At 63.2% G+C, this 26,330-nt stretch carries 21 protein-coding genes and 1 riboswitch; of the genes, 5 read left to right on the top strand and 16 right to left on the bottom strand.

Features of this window, described 5'->3' with window-relative positions; genetic code table 11:
• Position 1: 1 nt before the first annotated feature.
• From KTJ77_RS04255 to KTJ77_RS04245, 3 genes are all read right to left on the bottom strand, one after another.
• Positions 2 to 1,099, bottom strand: coding sequence for an ABC transporter permease (locus KTJ77_RS04255; protein ID WP_217337244.1), 1,098 nt, complete (start codon positions 1,097 to 1,099; stop codon positions 2 to 4).
• Entirely contained in the window at positions 1,099 to 2,634 is a 1,536-nt protein-coding gene (locus KTJ77_RS04250) for an ABC transporter permease (protein ID WP_217337243.1), read from the bottom strand. The genes KTJ77_RS04255 and KTJ77_RS04250 overlap by 1 nt, the downstream gene beginning before the upstream one ends.
• A gap of 178 nt (positions 2,635 to 2,812) precedes the next feature.
• Entirely contained in the window at positions 2,813 to 4,615 is a 1,803-nt protein-coding gene (locus KTJ77_RS04245) for an ABC transporter family substrate-binding protein (RefSeq protein WP_217337242.1), read from the bottom strand.
• Positions 4,616 to 4,933: 318 nt separating this feature from the next.
• Between KTJ77_RS04245 and KTJ77_RS04240 the strand changes: the two genes are divergently transcribed.
• On the top strand, positions 4,934 to 5,716 hold the full coding sequence (locus tag KTJ77_RS04240) for a CPBP family intramembrane glutamic endopeptidase (protein ID WP_217337241.1): 783 nt from the start codon (positions 4,934 to 4,936) through the stop codon (positions 5,714 to 5,716).
• A 261-nt stretch (positions 5,717 to 5,977) separates the two neighbouring features.
• Positions 5,978 to 6,913 carry a hypothetical protein gene (locus tag KTJ77_RS04235; protein ID WP_217337240.1) on the top strand — a complete coding sequence of 312 codons (936 nt, stop codon included), beginning with the start codon at positions 5,978 to 5,980 and terminating at the stop codon, positions 6,911 to 6,913.
• A gap of 182 nt (positions 6,914 to 7,095) precedes the next feature.
• Here KTJ77_RS04235 and gcvP read toward each other — a convergent pair whose 3' ends face one another.
• The 3 genes from gcvP to gcvT are packed head-to-tail and all read right to left on the bottom strand — an operon-like array spanning position 7,096 to position 11,455.
• Complete coding sequence (gcvP, locus tag KTJ77_RS04230) at positions 7,096 to 9,987, bottom strand: aminomethyl-transferring glycine dehydrogenase (RefSeq protein ID WP_217338328.1); 2,892 nt, start codon at positions 9,985 to 9,987, stop codon at positions 7,096 to 7,098.
• Positions 9,984 to 10,352 (bottom strand): glycine cleavage system protein GcvH, encoded by a 369-nt coding sequence (gcvH, locus tag KTJ77_RS04225; protein ID WP_217337239.1) that lies wholly within the window; start codon positions 10,350 to 10,352, stop codon positions 9,984 to 9,986. Before gcvH ends, gcvP begins: the two co-directional genes overlap by 4 nt.
• Positions 10,349 to 11,455 (bottom strand): glycine cleavage system aminomethyltransferase GcvT, encoded by a 1,107-nt coding sequence (gcvT, locus tag KTJ77_RS04220; protein ID WP_217337238.1) that lies wholly within the window; start codon positions 11,453 to 11,455, stop codon positions 10,349 to 10,351. Before gcvT ends, gcvH begins: the two co-directional genes overlap by 4 nt.
• Positions 11,456 to 11,588: 133 nt before the next feature.
• Positions 11,589 to 11,674: riboswitch (glycine riboswitch) on the bottom strand.
• Between the two features lie 98 nt (positions 11,675 to 11,772).
• On the opposite strand from gcvT, the gene KTJ77_RS04215 reads away from it, so the two are divergent.
• Positions 11,773 to 12,756: a glycosyltransferase family 2 protein gene (locus KTJ77_RS04215; RefSeq protein ID WP_217337237.1), complete on the top strand. Its 984-nt coding sequence runs from the start codon at positions 11,773 to 11,775 to the stop codon at positions 12,754 to 12,756.
• A 77-nt stretch (positions 12,757 to 12,833) separates the two neighbouring features.
• On the opposite strand, the gene KTJ77_RS04210 is transcribed toward KTJ77_RS04215, so the two are convergent.
• Both KTJ77_RS04210 and KTJ77_RS04205 read right to left on the bottom strand, forming a co-directional pair.
• Complete coding sequence (locus KTJ77_RS04210; protein ID WP_217337236.1) at positions 12,834 to 14,891, bottom strand: ABC transporter ATP-binding protein; 2,058 nt, start codon at positions 14,889 to 14,891, stop codon at positions 12,834 to 12,836.
• Between the two features lie 64 nt (positions 14,892 to 14,955).
• Positions 14,956 to 15,588, bottom strand: coding sequence for a DUF1345 domain-containing protein (locus tag KTJ77_RS04205; protein WP_217338327.1), 633 nt, complete (start codon positions 15,586 to 15,588; stop codon positions 14,956 to 14,958).
• 231 nt (positions 15,589 to 15,819) lie between these two features.
• Here KTJ77_RS04205 and KTJ77_RS04200 point away from each other — a divergent pair, with 231 nt between their 5' ends.
• A complete protein-coding gene (locus tag KTJ77_RS04200; RefSeq protein WP_217337235.1) occupies positions 15,820 to 17,361 on the top strand; it encodes an MDR family MFS transporter in 1,542 nt (513 codons plus the stop codon).
• 58 nt (positions 17,362 to 17,419) lie between these two features.
• Here KTJ77_RS04200 and KTJ77_RS13580 read toward each other — a convergent pair whose 3' ends face one another.
• Complete coding sequence (locus KTJ77_RS13580; protein ID WP_302180714.1) at positions 17,420 to 17,545, bottom strand: hypothetical protein; 126 nt, start codon at positions 17,543 to 17,545, stop codon at positions 17,420 to 17,422.
• A gap of 164 nt (positions 17,546 to 17,709) precedes the next feature.
• On the opposite strand from KTJ77_RS13580, the gene KTJ77_RS04195 reads away from it, so the two are divergent.
• Positions 17,710 to 18,858 carry an AI-2E family transporter gene (locus KTJ77_RS04195; protein ID WP_217337234.1) on the top strand — a complete coding sequence of 383 codons (1,149 nt, stop codon included), beginning with the start codon at positions 17,710 to 17,712 and terminating at the stop codon, positions 18,856 to 18,858.
• A 54-nt stretch (positions 18,859 to 18,912) separates the two neighbouring features.
• Here the strand turns inward: KTJ77_RS04195 and KTJ77_RS04190 are convergent, their stop codons facing one another.
• Genes KTJ77_RS04190 through KTJ77_RS04160 form a run of 7 tightly spaced genes read right to left on the bottom strand, consistent with a single transcriptional unit; the run spans position 18,913 to position 26,280 of the window.
• A complete protein-coding gene (locus tag KTJ77_RS04190; RefSeq protein WP_217337233.1) occupies positions 18,913 to 19,527 on the bottom strand; it encodes an alkylhydroperoxidase domain protein in 615 nt (204 codons plus the stop codon).
• Positions 19,524 to 20,111 carry a CMD domain protein gene (locus KTJ77_RS04185; RefSeq protein WP_217337232.1) on the bottom strand — a complete coding sequence of 196 codons (588 nt, stop codon included), beginning with the start codon at positions 20,109 to 20,111 and terminating at the stop codon, positions 19,524 to 19,526. Before KTJ77_RS04185 ends, KTJ77_RS04190 begins: the two co-directional genes overlap by 4 nt.
• Positions 20,108 to 21,142 (bottom strand): putative FMN-dependent luciferase-like monooxygenase, encoded by a 1,035-nt coding sequence (locus KTJ77_RS04180; protein WP_217337231.1) that lies wholly within the window; start codon positions 21,140 to 21,142, stop codon positions 20,108 to 20,110. The genes KTJ77_RS04185 and KTJ77_RS04180 overlap by 4 nt, the downstream gene beginning before the upstream one ends.
• Positions 21,139 to 22,770, bottom strand: a complete 1,632-nt coding sequence (locus KTJ77_RS04175; RefSeq protein WP_217337230.1) for an ABC transporter ATP-binding protein — start codon at positions 22,768 to 22,770, stop codon at positions 21,139 to 21,141. Before KTJ77_RS04175 ends, KTJ77_RS04180 begins: the two co-directional genes overlap by 4 nt.
• On the bottom strand, positions 22,767 to 23,678 hold the full coding sequence (locus KTJ77_RS04170; RefSeq protein WP_217337229.1) for an ABC transporter permease: 912 nt from the start codon (positions 23,676 to 23,678) through the stop codon (positions 22,767 to 22,769). The genes KTJ77_RS04175 and KTJ77_RS04170 overlap by 4 nt, the downstream gene beginning before the upstream one ends.
• Positions 23,675 to 24,646 (bottom strand): ABC transporter permease, encoded by a 972-nt coding sequence (locus tag KTJ77_RS04165; RefSeq protein ID WP_217337228.1) that lies wholly within the window; start codon positions 24,644 to 24,646, stop codon positions 23,675 to 23,677. Before KTJ77_RS04165 ends, KTJ77_RS04170 begins: the two co-directional genes overlap by 4 nt.
• On the bottom strand, positions 24,646 to 26,280 hold the full coding sequence (locus KTJ77_RS04160; RefSeq protein WP_217337227.1) for a TIGR04028 family ABC transporter substrate-binding protein: 1,635 nt from the start codon (positions 26,278 to 26,280) through the stop codon (positions 24,646 to 24,648). The genes KTJ77_RS04165 and KTJ77_RS04160 overlap by 1 nt, the downstream gene beginning before the upstream one ends.
• Positions 26,281 to 26,330 lie beyond the last annotated feature (50 nt).

Below are 26,330 nucleotides of genomic sequence, written 5' to 3'. Positions count from 1 at the left end.
GTCAGTGGCCTTCGCGGCGCTCCACGTCGGCCGGAGTGTCTGAGGCACTCGGACCACCAGGGACGTCCATGCTGACGGCTGCCGTCGGAGCAGCAGCGTCAGCCGGAAGCTCCTTGACGCGACGGAAGACAACGTTCTTCTGACGCGGGTCAAAGGCGTCGCGCAGGCCGTCACCAATGAAGTTGACGAGCAACGACAGCAGCACGATGAACACGGCTGGCCACCAGAACAGCCACGGACGCGTCTGGAACGCCGACTCGTTACGGCTGATCAAGCTACCGAGCGAGACGTCGGGGGCCTGAATACCGTAACCAAGGAACGACAGCGACGTTTCCAACAGAATGGCCGCAGCGATCGCCAGCGTCGCGGAGACGATGACGATACCCATGGCGTTCGGCAGGATGTGCTTGAAGATGATGCGAGCATCCGATGCGCCAGCAACGCGGGCCGCTTCCACGAACTCACGTTCGCGAAGCGAGAGGAATTCCGCACGCACGAGTCGCGCCATACCCGTCCAGGCGAAGAAGCCGAGGAACAGGGCAAGAACGACCGGTCCGAGTGCTCCCATTGCCGCACCAACAACCGCGCCAATGACGATGATCGGGATGATGATGACAATGTCGGTGAGACGCATAAGCACGGCGTCGACCCAGCCACGGTAATAGCCTGCGACCGATCCGACGACGACACCGATGAAGGTTGCAACGCCACCGAGGATGAACATGACAACCGTCGAGTTGACGACGCCACGCATCACCATCGCGAAGTAGTCCTTACCAACGGTGTCTTGACCGAAGGGGTGCTCACCGAGAGAGAACGGCCACAGCTGGAGCGTCGGACGCCCCTGCTCTACCGGCGGCAACAGCTCTGTGTATGTCCACTTCCACCAGCCCTGAATGCCGAAGGCCCCCGAAGCGGTGACGGCGAAGCCAATGATCAACACGAGCAGCACGAAGCTGATCATGGCGGGCTTGTGGCCAACAAAGCGCTTGAAAACAAGCCGTCCCTGGCTGACGCCCTTATCGTCGCCGAGGTGACGAATAGTTTCGGTCGGCGCTGGCCCCGTCTGTGCGGGTACGCCGGGTTCGAGATTAGCCATTATTTTGCCCTCACTCGCGGGTCAAGCGCCGAGTAGGCGAGGTCTGCCAAGAAGTTGAACAGGATGGCGAAGATCGCAATGATCAGGAAGTACGCCATCACCGGGTTCGGGTCAGATTCGTCAAGCCCCTTACTGAACAAAGCGCCCATACCGCTGAACGCGAAGATGCGCTCCGTGATGATGGCGCCACCCAGAATCGCTCCGACATCTGCCGCCACGATCGTGGTGATCGGGATGAGGGAGTTACGGAAGGCGTGACGAACAACGACCGTGCGCTCCGGCAGACCCTTAGCGCGTGCCGTGCGGATGTAGTCCTGGTTCAGCGTCTCGAGCATGCCACCACGCGCATAACGCGTGTAGCCGGCGAACGAGATCAGCATGAGTGAAATTGTCGGCAACAAGAGGTGCGTGAACGTGTCGATGCCGTGAATCCAGAAGTCACCCTGCAGGTTCGGCGTTGCAGAACCTACGGTTGCGATCGGACGGCCACGAGCCTGACTGACGTATTCCGGCCAACGCGTCATGAACTGGTCAAGCACAATAACGCCGTAGCCGAGCAAGGCCGTCAGAACGCCAATGCGCGCCGACTGCCCCCGGTCGTGTTCACCCAGCATGTAACCGATGATGCCGCCGATAACGGCCGCAGCAACAGCAATGCCGACAACACCAATTCCGGTGACGCTGGGCAACAGCGGCATCAGGATGAAGTACGCCACGATCATGATCGCGGCAGTCACACCGGCCGTCTTCCAGGCGTAGGTTGCCCGCGCACCAGCGATCAACATGACCATTCCTGCACCAAACGCTGCGATCAGCAGCGGAGCCAGGATCGGACCAAGGCCGGGCGTGAGGAACCACTGGGTGACGCCCATGCCGTAGAGCATGGCACCGGTCACCAGCGTCGATGCGGCGAAGACAGTGAGGCGTCGTTGCCTCTTACCGCCAATAATCGCCTGCCAGAACAGGCCCGCCACGATGCCACCAATGATGATCACCGGCCAGCTAATAAATGGCCCCGATTGCAGCCAGTTATTAAATCCGATGGCCAAGAAGACCTTGAGCACAACGGCCATCAGGAACGACGGCAGGGAATACAAGAAGAAGCTGACGAACGTAAACGTGTAGTCAACGGCACTGTACTGACGCAGAGCCGAAATGATACCGACTGCGATTCCGAGGATGATCGCCAGAATTGTCGCGGCGGTCACCAGCTGGAGCGTGGCACCCATAGCGCGGCCGAGAAGAACGGCAACCGACTGGTTGCTGATCGTCACGCCCAGGTCACAGGCCAGCAGGCCGGGCGCGACGCACTGGACAGCGCCGCCAACCCAGTTCAGCCAACGAACCGGAATCGGGTCGTCCAGGCCGAGCCACTGGATGCGCTGGGCAATGAGCATCTCCTTGTTGGGAGAGTTACTCGTTCGAAGATCTTCCAGCGGGTCACGTGCGAGCGCGACAAGCGTGTACATGAGGAAGGATGCGGCGAGAATAATCAGGATTGATACCCCGATTCGCCGCAAGATGTAGCTAGTCAATGGGCTGTCCCTTCATGGAGACATACGGTATCAGGCGAGTGCCCTGTGCGGCGGTTGCACTTGTGGTGCGCCGCCGCATTTGCCGATACCGGGGGGGGAATGGAAATCAACGCACAAGCCAGGGGGCGCCGGAAATCCGACGCCCCCTGCTTGTATGTGTTAGTCGAAGGCGAGGGGCTTAGTTAGCCGCTACCGTCCACTCCCAGTAGTTCCAGATCGGACCGGTCTGGTTAGCCATGTAGGTAACGCCCGATACGCGGTCCGAGTGTGCGATGACACCCGGGCTCTGGAACAGCGGCAGACCGTAGTAGTTGTCAAACAGGAGCTTGTCAACTGCCTGGCCGGCTGCTTCGATGTCCGACTGCTCGGTCATCGTCATGATGCTGTTTGCCAGCTCGTCGATCTCAGGAACGCTGATGCCATTGTAGTTACCGCCACCGTTGGTTGCGAAGATCTGCGGGATCGAGACGTTGCCGACACCCGGGGAGATCCAACCGAAGATGGAGACGTCGTAGACGTCGCTACCGAGCATCGAGCCCCACTTAGCGTCACCGACGTTAACGACGTTGAAGCCAGCTTCCGTTGCGTTAGCCGAGATCGCCTCGAATGCTGCAACACGGTTCGGGTTGTTGATGTTGTACAGGATGCGGACCGTGGGGGTCTTGCCTGCGAGGAGTGCCTTAGCGCCCTCAACGTCAACGTCAGCGTATGCCGACGAACCGTTGTTCTTGACCGAGTCTTCGTAGACCTTGCCCTGCGAGGTCACGTAGACCTGCGAGTTGAGGACGGTTGCCTCGGGGTTGATCGGCTTGATCAGCGTGTCAACGATCTGCTGACGCGGGATGACCTTCATGAAAGCTTCGCGAACCTTCGGGTCTGCGAACTCGCCCTTGAAGTTGATGTCAACGTGGTCGTACGACAGCTGGTCACCCGTGAGGACCGTTGCCGCCGGGATTGCCTGCAGTGCGGTCAGCGTGTCAGCAGCAGCCTGCGGGTTGATGATGTCAACCTCGCCGTTCTGCAGTGCCGAAACCTGTGCCTGCGAGTCACCGATGAAGCGGAACACGAGCGAGGTGTAAGCCGGCTTCAGCGTGCCCTTGTAGTTCTCGTTGAGCTTCAGCGTCATCGACTGCGTGGGCTCCCACGAGTCAACGATGAAGGGGCCGTTCGAGAGGTACAGCGACTCGTCGTCCGGCAGCGACGTAACGTCGAATGCCGAGTTGAAGACCTCTGCAGCCTTCACGAGGGGCTCGATCGGAGCTGCCGGAGCTGCCGGGTCGCCCTTCGGGCTTTCCTGGATTGCGCCGACGATCTCTTCAACCGTGACGCCAGCCTTTTCAGCGATGACGTGAACGGGCTGCTCGAGGAGCCAGACGAGGTTCCAGTCAACGTAGGGGGTGTCGTACTCGAGGGTGAGCGAGAGCTTGTCGTCGCTGACCTCGGTGATCTTCGAGTCACGGATACCCGTGGTCGAACCGGCGATCGTGAAGTACTGCGTACCTGCAGTAACAGCACCCTCTGCGTCGTAGGTTGCGTCGTCGAAGTAGCCCGACTCAACAGCCCAACCGAAGATGAGGTCGTCAGTGTCGATCGCGTCGCCGTCCGACCATTCAAGGCCCTTGTTCAGGGTGTACTTGACCGTCAGCGGGTCGTCCGAAACCTTCTCGTACGTACCGAAGCCCTCGTTGGGGACAACTTCCATCTTGTCGTTGACGTAGCCGAACGAGTCGTGCGTTGCGTACGACAGCTTGGAGTTGATGTCGAGGTTGGACTGCGGGGTGTTGACGTTGAACGACGTTACCTCGTTGGCCTCAGCCAGCGTGATCGTTGCGTCAACGACCTCACCCGTGCCGCCGCCTTCTGACGGCTTCGTCGTCGGGTCGGTTGCGCCGGGCGTGGTGCAACCGGCGAGGATCAGGGCTGAAAGGCCCAGACCCGCGGTGGTTGCTAGGGCGCGCTTGCGCCATGTCTTGTTAGACACTATTTCCTCCTGTGCAAGGGGTCTTTGTGCACCAAGAATCTGATCGAAACCTGGTACACGGATAGGGAAACACTAAGCGCGCCAGGTAGGCATGGTCAAAACGTCGCGGGAAAACGTTACATACCCTTAACTCAATTGGGGGGTTTGCTCACAAACTGCACGTTCACGCCGGGGTCGGCGCCGTTATCGCTGTGCAGGATGCCACAGAGCATCGATGTTTCTCACGGAAATGCCGGTGCCGCTTTTGCCGCCACACCCCCACAACGCCCCGGCGCACCCTCATGAACCCGCCGCCATGTATACGGCACAATGAGGACAATGAGCGCTCCGATTTTCCCCGTGGCCAGCACCGCGTCGCGCACCCGCCTGACGTGGGAAGTGGTCATCGTGCTGTGCCTATCGCTGGGCGCCTCCGCGGTCTATTCAACAATTTCCTTCATCCGCATTCAGCTCAGCACCACGCCGATCGGCGAGCAGACCGCGCAACTGAACCCATCACGCGATGATCATGCGGTATGGGATGTCGTCTACGGACTCCTCGATGTGTTTTTTGACCTCGCGATCGTCGCGCTGGTGATCTACCTCTTGTGGGAACCCGGCCAATCTGCACTCCGCAAGATCGGTCTTGACTTCTCGCGTATTGGTTCCGACTTCTTGCGCGCTTTGGGGATTGGTCTGGCGATCGGTTTGCCCGGGCTCGGCCTCTACATCGTCGGCCGGGCAATGGGAGCGAGCATTGCGATCCAGGCTTCTGACAATGTCGCTTGGTATCTCGTGCCGGTGCTGCTGCTGTCTGCGGCGCGCGCTGGCCTGCTCGAAGAAGTGATCCTGTTGGGATATCTAGGTGATCGCTTGCGCCGGCTCGGCTGGGGCACCTGGACGATCATTCTCTCCGCAGCGGCGCTGCGCGGTCTCTACCACGCCTATCAAGGTGTCCCCGGGATCGTCGGAAACTTCGTCATGGGCATCGTGTTCGGCTGGGCATACCAACGCTGGGGCCGCGTCATGCCCCTCGTCATTGCACACACCCTGATCGATATCGTGGCGTTCTTCGGCTACCCCATCGCCGTCGCCCTCTTCCCCACCCTCTTCACCGCCTAACGCTCCCTTGCATCCCACTCCCACCTGGTTCCGCACCCCACCTGGTTCCGCACCCCACCTGGTTCCGCACCCCCAGTGCCCACCTACTTTCGGCGAAACACATTCTGGTTGTCGAAACATCAACGCGTTCCATGTGTCTCGCGGACCAGAATGTGTCTCGCACTTGGATGAGGCTCCTCCACAAGCTGAGCTGGGACGGAACGTCTCCCCAAAGCCGTTGGAGCGGCGGATGCCAGCCGGATGACAGTAGATGCTTCCGGAATGGAACAATCAGCATTTCCGTTGCTGCACTCCGGTCGTGGGGACCGAAACCTCCGTCTCTCCGGAAAGCCGGGTCTCACGCGCGTGCGACATGGAATCTATACGCCGACCACTGAATGGCTGGCTCTGACGCCTTGGGAACAGTACGCCGAGCGCGTGCGCGCATTCCGCATCACCCACCCCAACGATGTCCTCAGCCATGAATCAGCAATAGTCGCGCACGGACTCCCCCTCTTCGGGTCCCCGAGCAAGATTCATGTGTGGGATCGTGAGCGCACAAAGTCTGTTCTCGTCGGCGATGTCATGCGCCATGCACTTGCCGATCCGCGCGCCCTCACGCTGACCCCGTTCGGTTTCGCAACCAGCGTGATCGACACTGCCATCGACTTTGGGCGAGTCCGCAACCGGGCTCACTCGCTTGCCGTGTGGGACGCTGCATTGCGCGGCGGCGCCGACCCTGCCGCGCTTCGACGCCGTTGGCGGTTGCAACGCAACTCCCGCGGTACGCGATCTCTCGCATGGCTCTCCGAGCACACGTGCGCTCTCTCCGAATCACCAGGAGAATCGGTCAGCCGCGCGCTCATCGAGTGGCTCGGGTTTCCCGCGCCCGAACTACAGCATCCGATGGAGACGCCGGAAGGGTCCTGGCGACTCGACTTCTGGTGGGCCAAACAGCGCGTGTGCGGCGAGTTTGATGGCTACGACAAATACAGCCAGCATGAGGCTGGCCCCGCCGGCGCCCTGCGCCACGAGAAGCGGCGCGAAGACGCTCTGCGGCGTGCCGGAGCGGTCGTAGCACGGTGGGAGTTTCGCGACCTCACCACACCCGCACGCCTCGATCGCATCCTGCGAGCCGCAGGAATGGTTCCGATCGCCCCGCAGAATCAGACGATGTTGCAGGCCTATCGCCGATCCGTTGCGGCAACTGGTGGGTGAAACACATTTTGGTCCGCGAAACACATGGAACGCGCTGATGTCTCGACAACCAGAATGTGTTTCGCGGAACTGAATGGGGGCGGAACCAGGTGGGGGGCCGGACGGGGTGGGGGCGGAACCACGTGGGGACGGGAAAGGGGTGGGGGCCGCGTAGCGGCGCCCACCCCTTCGGTGCGACAGAATTAGCCGAGGTCGGCGAAGGCCTCGATCGGCGGGCAGGCGCAGACCAGGTTGCGGTCTCCGAATGCCTGGTCGATGCGGCGGACAGGCGGCCAGTACTTCGTGCGGATGATCGATGCCACCGGGTACACAGCTTCGTCGCGGGTGTAGGCGTGTGCCCACTCCCCTGCGATGACCGAGTGCGCGGTGTGCGGCGCGTTCGCCAGCGGGTTATCGTCGGCCGGCCACGTGCCAGCCTTCACCGCTTGAGCTTCGGCGTGAATACGAATCATCGCGTCGATGAAGCGGTCGATCTCGCCCAGGTCTTCCGACTCGGTCGGCTCGACCATGAGGGTTCCGGCAACCGGGAACGACATCGTCGGCGCGTGGAAGCCGTAGTCGATGAGACGCTTAGCCACATCGTCGACGGTAATGCCGGTGTCTTCCTTCAGCGGACGGAGGTCGAGAATGCACTCGTGCGCGACGAGTCCGCCCTCACCCGCGTACAGCACCGGGTAGAACTCCCGCAGGCGCGCGGCAACATAGTTCGCCGAAAGCACGGCAGCCGCCGTCGCGTCACGGAGACCGGCGGCACCCATCATGCGCACGTATGCCCACGAGATCGGCAGCACGCCGCTTGAACCGTACGGCGCGGCCGACACCGGGCCACCCTCGAAAACGTAACCGCCCGCGTGCTCCGCACGCTGAGCGAGCGGGTGCGAAGGCAGGAACGGCGCCAAGTGAGCCTTGGCCGCAACCGGGCCAACACCCGGGCCGCCACCACCGTGCGGAATCGCAAACGTCTTGTGCAGGTTGAGGTGCGACACATCGCCACCCAGATCGCCAAAACGCGAGTAGCCGAGCAGCGCGTTGAGGTTTGCGCCATCGATGTATACCTGGCCACCGGCCGCGTGCACAGCCGCAGTGATGTCGAGCACATCCTGCTCGTACACACCGTGCGTGGACGGATAGGTGATCATGAGCGCCGACAGCGTGTCAGCGTGCTTCTCGATCTTGGCGCGCAGATCGTCAAGGTCAACGTCACCCGACTCCGTCGTGGCAACAACAACGACCTTCATGCCGGCCAACACCGCCGACGCAGCGTTCGTGCCGTGCGCCGATGACGGAATGAGGCAAATGTCGCGTGCCGTATCACCATTCGAGTGGTGGTAGCCACGAATCGCAAGCAGACCCGCGAGCTCACCCTGCGAGCCAGCGTTCGGCTGCAACGACACGGCGTCGTAACCCGTGACATCAGCCAGCCAGCCCTCAAGCTGGGTGATCAGGTCAAGGTAGCCCTCAACGTCTGAAACCGGAGCGAACGGGTGAATTCCCGCGAACTCGGGCCACGTGATCGCCGCCATCTCGGTGGCAGCGTTGAGCTTCATCGTGCACGAGCCGAGCGGAATCATGCCACGGTCCAGCGCGTAGTCGCGGTCAGCGAGCTGCTTCAGGTAACGCATCATGGCGGTCTCGGAGTGGTGCACGTTGAACACCGGGTGCGTCAGGAAGTCGTCCGTGCGGCGCAGCGCGTCAGGCAACTTACCAATCTCCAGCGCAGCCAAGCCAAAGGCACCGGGAGCCGAAACGCCGAAGAAGCCAGCCACAGCGGCCAGGTCTTCCAGCGTCGTGGTCTCATCCGTTGACACCGAAACCGTGTCGGCGTCGACGAGGTGCAACAGGTATCCGCCAGCGTGTGCGGCAGCGACGATGTCGGCTGCGCGAGACGGAACCATGACCGTGACGGTGTCGAAGAAGGCTTCGTGAGCAATCTCCAGACCACCGGCAACGAGGCTCTTAGCGAGCTGCGATGCCATCTGCGCGGTGCGGGTAGCGATCGCACGGAGACCGTTCGGGCCGTGGTAGACCGCGTACATCGACGCCATGACGGCAAGCAGCACCTGCGCGGTGCAGATGTTGCTCGTCGCCTTCTCACGGCGGATGTGCTGCTCACGGGTCTGCAACGACAAGCGGTAGGCCGGGTGACCAGACGCGTCTTGCGAAACACCGACGAGACGGCCAGGAAGCTGACGCTCCAGCCCCGCACGCACGGCCATGTAGCCCGCGTGCGGACCACCAAACGCCATCGGCACGCCAAAGCGCTGCGTGGTTCCGACAGCGACATCCGCGCCAAGCGAACCGGGAGATGCGAGCAGCGTCAGGCTCAGCAGGTCGGCGGCGACAACCGCAAGGCCACCGGCCGCATGTACGGCGTCGATGACCGACGACGGGTCCCACACGAGACCGGATGCGCTCGGATACTGCACGAACGCACCGAACAGGGCGTCAGGCAGCGCCTCGCCGCCAGCGAGATCGACCTCAACGAGCTCAACACCAACGGCAGCGGCACGCGTTGCCAGCAGGGCCTTGGTCTGCGGGAATGCACCCGAGTCCACGGCGAACACCGGCGACGTCACCTTCGAGGCGCGACGGGCCAGGAGCATACCTTCGGCGGCGGCGCTTCCCTCGTCAAGCATCGAGGCGTTAGCCGTTGCCATGCCGCTGAGCTCCGAGACCATGGTCTGGAAGTTGATCAGCGCTTCGAGGCGACCCTGCGAAATCTCCGGCTGGTACGGCGTGTACGCGGTGTACCACGATGGGTTCTCCAGCACGTTGCGCTGAATCACCGACGGGGTCAGCGTGCCGTAGTAGCCGAGGCCAATCATGGCCTTGTTGACGGTGTTGCGTGCGGCGAGCGCGCGAAGCTCGGCGAGAGCCTCTGCTTCGCTGGCTGCCTCCGGAAGTGCCTCCGAGGTTCCGCGGTTCTCAAAAATCGACGACGGAACGGCGCGGCGCATCAGCGCATCAAGCGGGCGTTCGCCAGCATCAGCCGTGATGCCCACGGCGTCGAGCATGACCGCTTGGGTCTCGCTCGTGGTGCCAATGTGGCGGTCAGCGAAAATCGTCACGCTTATGCTCCGGTGAAGGCGGCGTACGCGTCGGCGTCCATCGTGGCGCCGAGCTCACCCGTGAAGCGAACCTTGATGAGCCAGCCCTGACCGAACGGGTCAGCGTTGACGAGGTCGGGCTGGTCAACAACGGCGTCGTTGATCTCGATGACCTCACCGGCGACGGGAGCGTACAGCTCGCCGACCGACTTGGTGGACTCGATCTCGCCGACAACGGTGGCGGCCGTGATGGCGGAACCAACGGCGGGCAGTTCAACGAAGACAACGTCGCCGAGCTGCTCAGCTGCGTAGTCCGTGATGCCGATCGTGGCGACGTCTCCGTCGACAGCGATCCACTCGTGCTCTTCGGTGTACTTCAGGTCAGCGGTCATGAGTTTCTCCGATAGAAGGGAAGGGTGGTGATGGTTGCGGGAATGCGGGTGCCCCGCACGTCAATGGTCAGGTCGGTGGCTTCTGCCGCGCTCGGGTGCACGAGCGCCATCGCGATCGGGTAGCCGAGCGTCGGGCTCAACGCGCCGGACGTAATCTCGCCGACCTGCGTTTCGCCCTGGAATACGCCGTAGCCGGCGCGGCCAGCGCGGCGGCCCTCGACCGACAGCGCGATCAAAACGGGGGCGTCGGTAATATCGCGGGCGGCAAGGCCCTCCTTGCCGACGAACGACTCCTTGGCGGCGACAACGACGCGGCCAAGACCGGACTGCGACGGAACCGTCTCGCGGCTGAGTTCGTGGCCGTATAGCGGCATGCCTGCTTCCAGGCGCAGCGTGTCGCGGGCGGCAAGACCGGCGGGCACGAGGCCGCGGTCAGCGCCTGCGGCAAGCACGGCGTCCCACAACTCGCCAGCGGCGGAGTTCGGAACCAGGAGTTCGAATCCGTCTTCACCGGTGTAGCCGGTGCGTGCGATGAACACCGGAACCTCACCGAAGTCACCTTCGGTCCAGGTGTAGTACGCCGATTCGGCGAGCGGCGTGCCGGTAATGACGAGCGATGTCATCGGCTCGAGAATCGCGACGGACTCCGGGCCCTGAATCGCGATGAGTGCAACGTCGTCCGAAATGTCAGAGATCTCGACATCAAAATCGGCGGCGCGCTCCGGGAGCGCAGCGGCAACCGCGTCGTGGTTGCCAGCGTTCGAGATGATCAGGAAGCGTTCGTCGGCCATCCGGTACACGATGAGGTCGTCGATGATGCCACCGTCTTCGGCGAGCAGCAGCGAGTACTTTGCCTTGCCGACGGCCATTGCAGACAACCGGCCAGCGAGCGCGTAGTCAAGGTAAGCGGCAGAGCCGGCACCATCAACAATGAACTCGGCCATATGCGAAATGTCGAACAGACCTGCCGACTCGCGCACCGCCTTGTGCTCCGCAAGATCGGACGTATAGCGCACGGGCATCATCCAGCCGCCGAAGTCCGTGAAGGAAGCACCAAGGGCTTCGTGACGGTCTTTCAGCGGCGTGAAGCGATTCTCTGACATCTCTCTCCCGACAATGGGTCGTCAAGGCACCGGTCGGTACCCCAGACTCCCCCTCTGTCATGAGCCTGAGAGTTTCACGCGTGAGCGCTTTCACCGTCGGCGGATCCCTTGCGGGATCGCTTTTCAGAGTGACCAGACCTTCGCGGTACGCGGACCTGAGAGATTGGCGGGGAGGCTTGCTCCTTCGGTGTCCGTAGTGGACTCTCCCGCGCGGGCCATGGGTCATGTTCGATTGTGGCTCCAGCATACCGGTAACGCCGCGTTCTCCCAGTCCCGTCCTCACGCCCGCGTCGACGGCACGGCCGTAGGATCAAATAGTGCTTCCTGCTGTGGTGACCGTGATCGTTGCCGGGCGCGATATTGCGGCCCTCGCCCCCGCCGCGCTCGACTCCCTCCTCGCGCAAACCGAGCCGCGGTTCCGCGCCATCCTGATCGATGACGGATCCGTTGATGAGACGGGAGCAATCTTTCGCCATTACGCCGACACCGATGCGCGGTTCCAGGCCGTGTGGCATCCCGATTCCCTCGGCCTTGGCGCCGCACGTAATCACGGCTTGTCGCTTGTTGACACCGAGTATGTCGCGTTCTTGGACGCTGATGACGTGATGCGCCCGCATGCTCTGGCGCACGCCATTTCGAGTCTCGAGAACTCCGGCAGTGAGATGGCGGTCGGAACCTATGTGCGGCTTCGTGAGGTCGACGGCGCGTGGGCGTGTGGTGACGTGCAGCCATGGGTGCGCGCCTCGGTCACGCCCGCACAAGCCGGCGTCACGCTCGCCGAGCACCCGGCGGTGGTGGGCAACATCGTGGCCTGGTCGAAAGTGAGTCGCCATCGCCTCTGGACGCGTACCGGCACCCGTTTTCCGGAGGGCGTGCTGTACGAAGATCAGGTCGTGGCGCAGCAGCTCTATGCGGCGGCTCGTGGCATCGATCTCCTCGACAAGGTGTTTGTCGAGTGGCGAATTCGAGCGGACGGCACCAGCATTACGCAGCGCGAGGCAGACCCGCGTGTGCTGGCCGACTGCGTCGAACAAATGACGGCCGGGCTCGCTGTGCTTCGCAAGGCGTCTCCGGCAGCAACCGCCGCGCGGACCACCCAGATTTTGCGGATGGATCTCCCGCGCCTCGCGATCATTCTTGACCTGGCTCCGGAGTCACGGTCACTGCTCGGAGAGTTCGCCCGTTCCCTCGCGCCCACGCCAGCGGACCGGGCGTTGCGCACGCAGTCACCCGCGAACCCGAATGATCCAGACGCTCCCACTCTCGGCGCGGTGTACGACCGCGTCGTGGCCTGGGGGTAGCGCTGCGGCCAGCCTGGCAAACGCGCGCACCAGTACCCGGTGAGCGCGAAAGCTCTGGGTCAGCGCAACGGCTCCGATTACGGGTCGACCCGAATGGTTCCGGTATCTAAGTCGGCCTCGGCTTGCTCATCGCTGAGCCCGGGAACCTGCGTCGCGCCCACGCCCATGGCGAGCCCCAGCGCGGAACCGCGCAGACTGTCGGCCGCGGACGTATCGTCATCGGCTGGCGCGCGATCGGCGCGCTCGCCCGACTCATCGTCCAAAATGCGGGACGCCGCGATCTGTTGCGCGGCGAGCTCCGCGTAAAGCCCATCGTGCGCGATGAGTTCGGCGTGCGTGCCTGACTCGACGATGCGACCAGCCTGAATCACGTGGATGATGTCGGCGTGAATGACGGTAGACAACCGGTGCGCGATCGACAGTGTGGTTCGTCCGCGTGATGCCGCATCAAGGGCCGATTGCACGACGCGTTCCGAAACGGTGTCAAGCGCGCTGGTTGCCTCATCCAGCAAAATGACGGGCGGATCTTTCAGCAGCACCCGCGCGATCGCGATGCGCTGTTTCTCACCACCGGAGAGGCGGTATCCGCGCTCCCCCACGACCGTGTCATAGCCGTGCTCAAAGCTCTCAATGACGTGATGAATGTTTGCGGCACGACACGCCCCTTCCACCTCGGCGTCGGTGGCGTCGGGTTTGGCGTAGCGCAGGTTCTCGCGAATCGTCGCGTGGAACAGATAGGTCTCCTGCGACACGATGCCGACATGGTCGATGATCGATTCGTGGATGAGATGGCGCACATCGGCTCCGGCAAACTCCACGGAACCAGCGGTTGCCTCATAAAACCGCGGTGCCAAATACAGCACGGTCGATTTACCCGCACCACTCGGCCCCACGAACGCTACGTGCTGGCCGGGTTCGGCAACGAACGAAATGCCGCGGAGCGTAGGCGCGAGGTCGTCAGATGAGTCGGGGTAACGAAACTGCACGTCGCGGAATGCGACGCGGCCCAGCGGGCCGGGGGCGTCAGCCACCGCGATCGCATTCGGGGCGTCGGTGATGGCCGGTTTGAGGTCGAGGTACTCAAAAATTCGCGCGAACACCGCCGACGACGTTTGAATGTCGAGCGCGACGCGCATAAGCCCCATGAGTGGTTGCAGCAGTCGCGCCTGTACCGTCGTGAACGCCACGATGGTTCCGGCGGTGATCGTCGGCGACCCCGCCCCCAGCAACCAGCCAGACACCAGGTACACCACAGCGGGCACGCTAGCCATCAACACCTGAACGACGGTGAAGAAGCCCTGACCACTCATCGCGCGTTTCACCTGCAGGCGCACCTGATTGGTGTTCTCCGCCCGGTAGCGGTCAGACTCGGTGCGCTCTCGATTGAACGACTTCGACAGCAAAATGCCCGAAACGCTCAGCGTCTCTTGCGTAATGGCGCTGAGCTCACTCAGCGACTCTTGCGTCTGACCGGCGATCCGCGCCCGCACTTGCCCAACGCGGCGCTGTACGAGCGCGAGGATCGGCATGAGCACGACCGCAAGTATCGTGAGACGCCAATCAATGAGGATCATGGCGACAAGCGCCGCAATCACCGTCACCGTATTGCCCAGAATGCTCGTCACGGTGTTCGTTAGCACGCCGCTCACCGCGCCCACGTCGTTTTGCAGACGCGACTGAATAACGCCGGTCTTCGTGCGCGTGAAGAACCCCAGCTCCATCGATTGCAGGTGCTGAAAGAGGCTCACGCGCAAATCGCCCGTGACCGCATTACCGACCGTCGCGGTGAACCATGTTTGCGCAACGCCGACCAGGGCACCGAGAACGAAGAGTCCGACCATGACAGCGACAAGCACGCCAAGCAGAGACATGTTGGGGTGCCCGGCAGGTGGGAAGAGCGCATCATCAAAAATGCGTTGAATGATGAGCGGCGGGATCACCCCGATCGCTGCGCCGACCACGACAAGTGACATCGTGATGATGATGCGGCCGCGGTACGGGCGAAACAGCGCGAGAATGCGACCGCGTAAACCCTCGATGCGGGGCGCGCTCGCGTTTTCTTTCCGCTGCGCCGCGGCGTCGACACCGCGGAAACCACCGCCGCCACCGCGGCCCATGCCGCCACCCATGCTCATGTGATGACCCTACCGACAGCCTCAGACACCGAGGCGGAACCAGCGCACAGATGCGAAAGATCGGTCATCCGAGCGAGGTGATGAGATTGATGATCGTGGCGAGAATGACTGCTCCAAAGAGGTAGGCGATCAGTGACTGGATCAAGAAGGCACGGCGAAATTCGGTGCGTTGCACGTCGGTGTCGGCGACCTGGTAGGTCAGCCCCAGGCCAAACGACACGTATGCGAAGTCGGTGTAGGCGGGTGGTTCGGTCTGATGAAATTCGATGCCACCGACCGGGTCGGTGTAATACATGCGCGCCGTGCGCAACATGGAGTCGACCTGAATGAGGAACCACGACGACACCACGGCGAGCAGCACGATGACCGCAATCCACACGCTGCGCGCGCCCGTTCCTGATGATGGCCGTTCCATCAGCACCACGACGACGCCACCGAGGCTCGCCAATGCCCCGAGCGTCGAGACCAGCCTGGCGACCCGGCGGCCGGGATCTTCCTGCGTCGCGTGGCCGCGAGTGGCATCGCCATCCATCGGCCACGTCACAAGCAAGATCCATGTCACGACGGTCACAGCGGCGGCTGCCCATCCGGCCAGAACGCCAGCCCAGAGCCCCAGCCATGGCCCGGTCAGGAGCGCAACACCGAGGCCGACAAGCGCGCCAACGATCAACCGTGCCCATCGTGCCGTTGCTTTCATTCGCACACTCCCGCCTGATTGATTGAGCGCTGACACCTGCGTAAACTGTTCCTTCTGCCGATTTCCGCGTCGATCTGCGCCCATCATGGCACGTCACAATTTCATCTGCCCGCAAAGGGAACATTTTTTGCTTCACATCCGTTGAAGCGCATGATTCATCCGCCAATGTCCGACCCTCGTCGCACAATGGTTCCCGCCGCTTCCCGGCCACATTCCGAGAGACATACACACATGACTTCCGTCACCGCAGGACCCCCGACGACTATGTCGTCACGCGACAAGCGGCTCATCGCTTTGCTGCTTGGCGCGGCGTTTGTCGCGATCCTGAATGAGACCACGATGGGTGTGGCTATCAAGCACCTGATCGATGATCTTGGCATTCTGGCCACCGACGCACAGTGGCTGACAACCGCGTTCATGTTGACCATGGCTGTCGTCATTCCGACGACCGGCTATATGTTGCAACGCCTCACTACACGGCAGGTGTTTCTGCTCGCGATGGGCCTATTCACGACAGGCACGGCAGTCGCCTTCCTTGCCACCGGCTTTCCGATGCTCCTGGTCGCCCGCGTTGTGCAGGCTTCGGGCACGGCCATCATGATGCCGCTCCTGATGACCACAACGATGACCCTGGTTCCGCCCGCCTCGCGCGGCCGTTTCATGGGTCGTGTCAGCATCGTGATGTCGTTGGCGCCGGCAATCGGGCCGACGATGGCCGGCTTCATTCTTGATACGTGGGGCTGGCGTTGGGTCTTTGGCGTCGTGCTGCCGATCGCCATTCTCGCGCTGCTTGCGGGGGCCAAGTTCATGGTGAACACCGGCACGCCCTCGAAGGCACCGCTTGACGTGCTGAGCGTGATTCTGTCGGCGTTCGCATTCGGTGGCCTGGTCTACGGCGTATCGCAGGTTGGCGGCGCGCACCCTGACCCGACGGCATCGGCCGCCGAGATCGCCACCGCGCAGGCGGCGTCGACGATGACCATGACGATCGCGCTGTCGGTCGGTGCTATCTCCCTCGCGCTGTTCATTTGGCGTCAGATTTCTCTGCAGCGCATCAACGACGCCCTGCTTGATCTGCGAGTCTTCCTGTCGAAGAACTTCACGATCGCGACCGTGATGATGCTCCTGCTCTCGCTCGGATTCTTTGGGGCCCTCACGGTGTTGCCGCTGTATCTGCAGGGTGTGGCGCCGTTCGACGCGAAGCAAACCGGTCTGATGATGCTCCCTGGTGCGATCGCGATGGGACTCCTTGGCCCGGTCATTGGCCGCATTTACGACGCGGTCGGGCCACGTATTCTGATGGTTCCCGGAACCATGCTGACCAGCGCGGTGCTGTGGTTCTATGCGACTGCGCTCACCCCAACGACCGAGGCGTGGGTGATTGTCGTCGCGCAGACGCTGCTCTCTATTGGTCTGGCCATGGCGTTCACCCCGCTGTTTACCTCGGCCCTCGGGTCGGTGAAGCCACAGTTCTACTCGCACGGTTCGGCCGTGATCTCCACGATTCAGCAGGTCGCCGGTGCCGCAGGCGTGGCTGTACTCATCACCGTGATGACAAGTGTGACGTCCACAGTTGTCGAGACCGGAGTGGCGGAACCATTGGCTGGCGCTGAGGGCACGCGTGCGGCATTCCTGCTGGCTGCGCTGATCTCGATCCCTATCGTTGCGCTCGCTTTCCTCGTACGAAAGCCAGCCGACGATCTCGGAGCCGGCCATGGCGCACCGCCGTCAGAGTCCGCGTCTACTTCCAACGCAGACTCGCCCGCGTTCTAACAACAGCAAAGCGGCGGATCACATCGTGTGATCCGCCGCTTTCGTTTGCGAGGGCTACTTAGCCGCAGCAGTTGCTACCGCCGCAGCAGGAGCCGCCAGCCTCAGTCTCGATGTTCAGCAGGTTCAGTGCGTCTGCCACGGGAGCCAGAGGCTGAACCGGCGTCGCAGGAGTAGGAGTCGTCATGTGGCCATGCTAACCCGATATTCACCCCACGAGGCCAAATTCCCCGATTGATTGGGGCATTGCGTTACCCTAGCGTGACGGCACGAACGGCATGAATGTGGGCTTCATCGAGACCCCTTCGACATTACGCGTGGCGCCGACACCCCGCCGAGACAGGAACAACAATGCGCAAGCGCTCCGAGACCGCAAAGCAGCCAAGCGTAGCCCACGAAATTCTGAGTGGCAAACATCGGGTCAAACCGTTTGTGTGGGGCTTTCTCGCCACCCTGGGCGTGATCGGCGCGCTCGTGCTCGGCGGCCTCATCAACCAGCTCGGCACCGTGCTGCTGTACATCGGTATCGCGCTCTTTATCTCCCTGGGCCTTGACCCCATCGTGACCGCGATGGAGCGCAAAATTCCGCGCCCAGCGGCCATCGCCGCCGTCGTTCTCGGAGTCCTCGCGGTCTTCGCAGGCATCCTCGTCGCGATCATCCCGGTCATCGTCGAGCAAATCGCCAACCTCGCAGAGTCCCTCCCCAACCTCGTCAACGACATCATGGCGTCCGACTGGTACAAGCAGATCCAGAACGACTACGGCGATCAGATTGGCTCCATGCTGACTGACGGCCTCAAATTCTTCCAAGACCCTCAAAACATTCTTGGCATCATTGGCGGCGTTGGCGCGGTCACCGGCGGAATTGCATCCGCCGTCACCGGCACAATCGTCGTGCTGATTCTCACGCTGTATTTCATCGCATCGCTGCGCGCCATGAAGAACACCGCGGCTCGCTTCGTTCCTGCCTACAACCGTCAGCAGTTCTCCGGCCTCGTTGACGATGTCTCCGGTGCCGTCGGACGCTACGTTGTCGGTCAGGCCAGCCTCGCGGCCATCAACGGCGTACTGACGCTCATCCTGATGCTGATCATCGGTGCCCCGATGCCCGCGCTTCTCGCACTGATCGCCTTCATTGGTTCCATGATCCCCATGGTCGGAACCATCACCGCAGCAATCATCATTTCCCTCATTTGCCTCATCGCGTCGCCGCTGACAGCGATCGTTTCCGGTATTTGGTACCTGATTTACATGCAGATTGAGGCGTACGTGCTGAGCCCGCGCATCATGAACAAGGCGGTCTCCATCCCCGGCGCGCTCGTCGTGATCGCCGCCGTCGGTGGCGCCGCCATCGGCCAGGTGCTCGGCGCACTCGTCGCCGTGCCGGTTGCCGCCAGCATCCTGATCATCGTGCAGAAGGTAGTCTTCCCAGCCCAAGACGAAAAGCTTGTCGACCCCGACGAAGAGCTTGTCGTCACACCAACCGTCGTAGCCACTTAACAAGACGACGGGGGCGGAACCATGTGGTTCCGCCCCCGCTTGTTGGTGGCGTCCTTACTCCCCAGCGGGCGCCACCGGTCTCCCGATCGACAGCATCAGGCGGTTCGCCCAGTTGAAGAACGCGGTTGAGTGCACGATATCGACGATCTCGTCTGTCGTGAATCCCGCTGCCCGCAGCGCCCGCACCTCCGTGGCACCAAACACGGTCGGTACCGTGGTCAGCGCCGCCGAGGCCTCCACCAGCGCATTCAACCGCGGACCGAGATCGGCCAGTTGCCCGTCAGCCAGCAGCGCATCGACGGGCGCCGTCTCCTTCAGAAAGTGCGCCGCAAACCGCGCGTGCACCGACGCGCAAAACACACAGCCGTTGATACGCGATGCGGCAGCAGCCGCGAGCTCGCGCTCGGCACGCGGCAGGCCATCTTTCGCGTTGTAGAAGATGTCTTTATCGACGAGCGTGCGCGCGCGCAGAATCTCCGGGTCACGTGCGAGCAGGCGAAAATAGTCGCTCTGATCGCGCGCCCGATCAACAAGACCCTCGTAGTGGCGAGGCGTCAGGGCGTCGATCGCAACCGGCTCCAGCCACGGCAACCACCCCACCTCCCCGCGCGTGAACGCGTGTGGGTGGTGGACCTTGTGGTGCAGAACCTCAACGGTCGTGGCGGTCATGCGATGTCCTCCTGAATAGCCCGCAGGCCCGTAATGACGCGCTGTTGGAAGGCGAGAAAAGCCACCAGTTGCGACAGCGTGACGATGCCGTCTGCGCTCCACCCGGCAGCCACTAATGCCGCGATCGCGGCGTCATCAGCCTCCCGAGGCCGCACCACCAGCAGGTGCGTGTGGGCGAGCGCCGCCGCCAATCGCTCGCCAAACTGCGCGATATCGGCGGCGTTCGGCACAAGCCGCACCCCGTCCGTGCTTTCCGCTGCGAGCCCAGCCTCCCGGTAATTCCCAAATGGACCAGCGGTCGCGTATTCCGCCGCGTACGCGAGAACATCGGAGCCACGTTGCGCGTCGCGCGAAAGGGCCCGCTCCGCGTAGAACTCGGCAACGGCATCATCCGCCGTAAGCCGTGTTGCAAACGCGGCGATGTAGTCACGTTCGGTGAGTGAAACGTGCTCGTCAGAGACCGGGGAAAACAGCGCGTCAAAGCTCGCCTGCAGCTGTTCGATCGTGACGGGTCGGCGCTCGCGCAGCGCCCGAAGCTCCGGCGTCGCGCCGATAAGGTCGTCAACAATATCGACGGTGGTCATGAAATCTCCTGCCCTGCGCCAGCGAGCGCGGGTTCGGTTCTGGCCCACCCCAGCTGGGGCGCAACCTCGGTGGCAAACAGTTCGATCGAGCGCAGAATGTGCTCGTGCGGAGCATCGACAGAGTGCACCTGAAAGGCAATTTCAGTCGCGTGCGCGAGCGTTGCATCGGCGGCCAACGACTCGGCGACCTGCTCCGGGGTTCCGATGTGCGTATCGGTACCGCGGATGTAGTCCTCCAGGGTGTCTCCGACGATCGCCTGACCCTGGCGACGGAAGCCGGCGACGGCGCGCGTCAATCCGATCTCGGCAAACCGGAGCGCTTCCTCGCGGCTGTCGGCGACGAACACTGTGCGGGATGCGGTGATGCGCGGGGCTGTGTCGTCAGGCAGAGCGCCGCGATACTGCTCGATGATCGGAACCTGGATGTCGGCAAGCGAGGCCGTCGGGGCGTCAACAGGGCGCGGTTGCGTGCGCGATAGCAACAGTCCATCGCCAGCGGCACCGGCGCGAGCGCCACCAAACGCAGAGAACGTGGCCTGCCAAATGCGCTCATCGAGGTGCGGCGCCGCCGGGTACAGGTGGTTCGCACCCGGCAGTTCATTGCCGCGGTAGGCGCCGCGCAACAGGGCGAGCTTGTCGTCGAAGACCGCGGCCTTATTGGCCGGGTCTTGTCCGAACGGCAGGAAGGAGGAGGGCGTTCCGCCGCTGCCCATACCGAGGTCGATGCGCCCGCCGGTGAGCAGATCGGCAACGGCGGAATCCTCCGCCACCTTCACCGCATCTTCCAGCGGCAGCGTGATGATGCCGGTGGCGAGGCGGATGGTCGAGGTGTGCGCGCCAGCATGCGTGAGGAATACGAAGGGGGAAGGCAGCCCGCCTTCCGCGGCACGGAAGTGGTGTTGCGCGACCCAGACGCGGCCGACGCCGAAGCGTTCAGCGTGCTGGATCTGTTCGGTTGCGAGACGGTAGCGCTCGGCGGGCGGTGCGTCGTCGAGAAGTCGCGTGAAGAACGCGAGGGTGGGAGCGGTCATGCCAATACCTCCGATCGGGAAGGAACAGCGCCAAGCAGTTCCTTCGTGTAGTCGTGTGTGGGTTGCGTAAAGATGGCCTCGGTGGTGCCGGATTCGACAACGCGACCGCGCTGCATGACCGACACCGTGTGGCTGAGAGAGCGCACCACCGACAGGTCGTGCGAAATGAACAGGTAGGTCAGCCCCAGCTCGTGCTGGAGGCTGACAAGGAGCTCGAGAATGCGCGCCTGCACGGTCACGTCGAGGGCTGAAACGGCCTCGTCGAGCACCACCACCTGCGGGTGGGCGGCCAGCGCCCGAGCAATCGCGACGCGCTGACGCTGTCCTCCGGAAAGCTCGGCCGCCGTGCGGGTCAGCACCGAAGCAGGCAGCGCAACGCGGTCGATCAGGTCAGCCACGCGCTGCGTGCGCTCCGTTCGCGTACCGACCCCGAAGTTGTGCAGTGGTTCCGCCACGATGTTTGCGATGCGCTGACGCGGATCCAACGACGAAAACGGGTTCTGATACACGAGTTGGAGCGTGCGACGGTAATCGCGAAGCTCTCGCCCCGCAAGCGCCGTGACGTCACGATCAGCGACGCTGACGGTGCCACCGTCGGGGCGCAAGAACCCGGCAATGATGCGTGCCGTTGTGGTTTTACCTGACCCGGATTCCCCCACCAGCGCATGCGTGGTTCCGCGGCGCACCGCAAACGACACGTCATCCACCGCACGGAAATCGCTCGCCCCACGAGTGTGGAATGTCTTCGTCAGCGAACTCACCTCGATCGCATTCACTTTTTCGGCGGCAACGACGGCGGCTTCGCGCAGGTACAGCGGTGCCGGAATGCGCCGGAACCCCTCTGCCGCGAGCGCCGGAGCATCCGCGAGCAGTTGGCGGGTGTAGGCATCCTGCGGGTTTTGCAGAATGTCTCGGGCAGCCCCCGCTTCAACGACTCGCCCGCCGTTGAGAACCACGAGGCGGTCAGCGCGGGAGGCGGCGACCGCGAGGTCGTGCGTCACCAGAAGCACGGCGGTGCCTTGCTCGGCGCGCAGTTCATCGATCAGGTCGAGAATGCGGCGGGCGACGGTGGCGTCAAGCGCGCTGGTCGGCTCATCGGCGATCAATAGCCGTGGTTGCAGGGCGACGGCGGTCGCAATCAGCACGCGCTGGCGCATGCCGCCGGACAGTTGGTGCGGGTATTGCGCAGCCCGGCGTACCGGGTCGTCTAGGCCGACGCGGTCGAGCAACTCCAGCACCCGCTTGCGGATTGTTGGACGATCCCGTTCGCCGTGCACGCGAAGGATCTCCCCCACCTGCACGCCGATCGTGCGCACCGGGTCAAGTGAAGAAACCGGGTCTTGCGGAATCAGGCCGATGTGCGCCCCGCGCACCGTGGCCAGCCGTCGCTCCGGCCAGGTCGAGATGACCTGCTCACCGAGCGCAATGGTTCCGGAGTCGATCCGGGCGCCGGCTGGCAGTAAGCCAAGCACGGCCTGCGCTGTCGTCGTCTTGCCAGAACCGGACTCACCGACGAGCGCCGTTGCCTCTCCCTCCGCGATGCGGAGCGAGACACCGTGCAGGGCCTGGCGGCGCTCGCGACCGGCGCGGTACGAGACGACGAGGTCAGAAATGTCGAGCAGGCTCATGAGGTCTTCCTTCCCAGGGCCGAGCTGACCCGGTTGGCGCTGACCACAACCGCGACAACGATGAGTCCGGGCAGGGTGGTCAACCACCACGCGGTTGCCACGTAGTTGCGCCCCTCCGCGATGAGCAGGCCCCATTCGGGCGTCGGCGGCGGTGCACCGTAGCCCAGGAAGCCGAGGGTGGAGATCGCGAGGATTGCGGTACCGAACTGCAGTGCCGCCAGAGCAAACACCGACGTCAGCGAGTTCGGCAGCACATGCCGCGTGAGCACTTGCAGGGTGGTTCCGCCGCTTCCGAACGCCGCCTCAACGTAGTCGCTGGCCCGCACCTTCACCACCTCGCTGCGCACGAGGCGCGCGAACGCGGCGATGGAGCCGATACCGACGGCAATCGCCGCATTCACGGTTCCGAAGCCCAGCAGAATAATGATCGACAGCGACAGCAGCAGTGACGGAATCGACAGCAGCACATCGACGATCCGCATCACGATGTCATCGACGATGCCGCCGAGGGAGCCAGCGATAACGCCGAGCCCGGTGCCGACAACGAGCCCCACCAGCACGGCGATGAGCGCGCCGGTGAGCGAGTGGACGGAACCATAGATCACGCGGGCGAGCAGGTCGCGACCGAGAGAATCGGTGCCGAAGGGGTGCACGATGCTGGGTGCCTGGAGCTTCTCAGCGGGCACGCCCGTGAGCGGGTCGTGGCCGGTAAACAGGGCGGGAGCAAACGCCCACGCGACGACGAGGAGCAGCACGATGGTTGCCAAAATGAGGCCGATGGGCGGAACCACAAAGCGGCGCCGCGCCGTCGTCGCGGGTTGCGCGGTGGTGGCGAGTTGTTCCGTAACATCTGCCTGAGCAACGATGTCTTGCTCGGCAACCGCCGAGGTCACAGTGGAGGTACTCATACGAGCGCCTCCTCTCGGTGTGCGATGACGGCACGCGTGACGCGCCCAGTACGCAGTCGTGGGTCGAGCAGCGGGAAGACGAGATCGACGATGAGGTTCACGATCACGAAGGTGAGAGCTGCCAGCAGCACCACCCCCTGCAACACCGGAATGTCTTGATTGGCGACCGCCTGTTCCGTCAACCGTCCGATGCCGTTGCGGCCGAACACCGTCTCGGTGACGACCGCGCCGCCGATGAGCTCGCCGAACAGGATGCCGGCAATCGTGATGGTCGGCAGAATTGCGTTGCGCAGCACCGAGCGCGTGAGCACCCACCACGGTGCCGCCCCCTTTGCCCGAATGACCGTGATGAACGGTTGCAGGCTGACCTCATCGATGCTGCGCAACAGGATTTGCGCAAGCGGAGCGGAGATCGGAACCGCGAGGGTGATCACCGGCAGAATGAGCGCCTGTACGGGGTCGGCTCCGATGATCGGTACCCAGCCGAGCCCGAACGAGAAGGTTTGGATGAGCAGGATTCCGATCCAGAACACGGGGACGGCAACCAGCAGCGCTGGCAGCGAGTGCAACGCCGAGCGCAGCCACGCGAATGGTGCGAGCGTTGCCAGGAACGCGAGGGCGAATGCGAGAACGACCGCGAGTGTGAAGCCCCACCCCGCGAGCGCGAGAGTTTCCGGGAGCGCTTCGGCGATGAGCCGCAGCACGCCGGTGCCGTACTGGGTGGAGTAGCCGAAATCGCCGGTGAGGTAGCCAGCCAGCGTGTGCAGATATTGCTCCCACGCGGGGGTGTCGGCTCCGTAAGCGACACGGATCGAGGCGATCTGTTCTGGCGTGAGTCCGAGTTCCGGGTTCTCATACTTGATCAGAATCGCGTCTCCCGGCAGCGCCTGCAGCAGGAAGAACGTGGCCGTGAAGGCGGCGACCAGAACGATCGCCGCCTGCCCGACACGTCGTGTGATGTACCGCATTAGTGCGCACTCAGCCAGACGTCATAGAAGCTGGGACGCGCAACCGACTCGAAGCTGATGCCGTGCACGTAGGGCGCGGCACCGTACACCTGCGGTTCTTCGAACAGCGGAATCACATACGCCTGGTCAACGAGGTACTGCTGAACGGCTGCCGTCGCCTCGGCACGCTTGGCGGCATCAGGCTCGGAAGCGACGACCTCCAGGAGGCGGTCAAGTTCGGCGTCGTTGGAGAGCAGCGTGTTGCGGTTCTTCGAGTGGTACTGACTCTTGATGACGTCGTAATCCGCGCGTCCGACCATCGAGTGGTACAGCGGGGTCTTCAGCGCATCTTTGATGTCTTCCGCGTAGGTTCCGGCATCGCCAGAAAGCACGTTCAACTCAACGCCAACCTTCTTCAACTGCTGTGACACGAGTTCGAGCGTCTGCTTCGACTGCGGTTGCGGCTTAGCCTCGTACACGTCGAGCGAGAGCTTCACGCCGTCCTTCTCGCGGATGCCATCGCTGCCGAGCGTCCAGCCCGCCTCATCAAGAAGCTTCTCGGCACGTTCCGCATCGAAGGCGTAGTCGGCGCTGTGGTCGACGTAGCCGAGAGCCGTCGCGCTCAGCGCGGAGGTTGCCACCGGATAGTTCGCGGTGAACACCGTGTCGACCACCTCTTGTGCGTTGACGGCAGCGACCAACGCCTGCCGAACCTTCAGATCACTCAGGATCGGGTTCGTGAACCGCAGGCTGAGCGAGTTGTTCACGCCGCGTGTTTGCGGTGCGTACAGCGTGAATCCGCTCGATTCGACGCGCGGCTCATCGAACGACTGCACGTAACGGATGTAGTCGGCTTGACCGGCAAGGAGCGATCCGATGCGCACCGAGTCTTCCGGCGTGATCAGGATCTTGACCTCATCCAGGTACGCGCGACCGTCATGCTCCAGGCTTTCCGGCGCCCAGTCATAGTCCTCACGCGCCGTCAGTGTGATTTCGGTGCCGAGCTTCTCGTCAGAGACCACGAAAGGGCCGGCACCGATGATGTCTGTGGCGTTGCCCGCCCCGAGCTCTTCCAGGGTGCGATCGAGGGTTTCCGGCGAGAGCAGCCCTGAATTGTTGGTTGAGGTTGCCTGCAGGAAGCCGGGCGCGGGAGCGGAGAAGCGGAACGTCACCGTGTCGGCATCGACAACCTCGCTCGATGCGTAGTTGTTGATCGCTTCCGAAACCGTGAGGCCCTTTTCTGCGTCGCCGAGACCGTAGACATCGAAGTTCTTTGCCACGGCCGCCGCATCGAGCACGGTGCCGTCCGAGAACGTGACGTCGTCGCGCAGGTTGAACGTGTATTCCGTGGCGTCCGCGTTTACGCTCCAGTCCGAGGCCACCCACGGCTCGATCTCAAGTGTTTCGGGGTTCTGCCACGTGAGTCGGGCTGTGATGTTGTTGAGCAGCGCGCCGTTCGGGTAAAAGCCACCCTGCGGCGGGTAGAGGTTCGTGTACGGCTGATATTCGAGGTAAACCAGCGACCCACCGGCGACCGGGGATCCGACCTCGGCGGCTTCGCCACCGGGCGTCGGCGCAGAGGCGCACGACATGAGGGACAACGCCGTTGCGAACATGGCGGTACCGGCGATCGCGCGGATGGCGGTGCGGGGCATGAGGGTCCTCCTGTCGTGGATCTCGTGACTGTCACGAGGGTGTCCACGCT

Source organism: Microbacterium sp. NC79 (genome assembly GCF_019061125.1).
Taxonomy (GTDB): domain Bacteria; phylum Actinomycetota; class Actinomycetes; order Actinomycetales; family Microbacteriaceae; genus Microbacterium.
The sequence above is the reverse complement of the archived record's forward strand: the minus strand, read 5'-3'. Positions and strand labels throughout refer to the sequence as shown.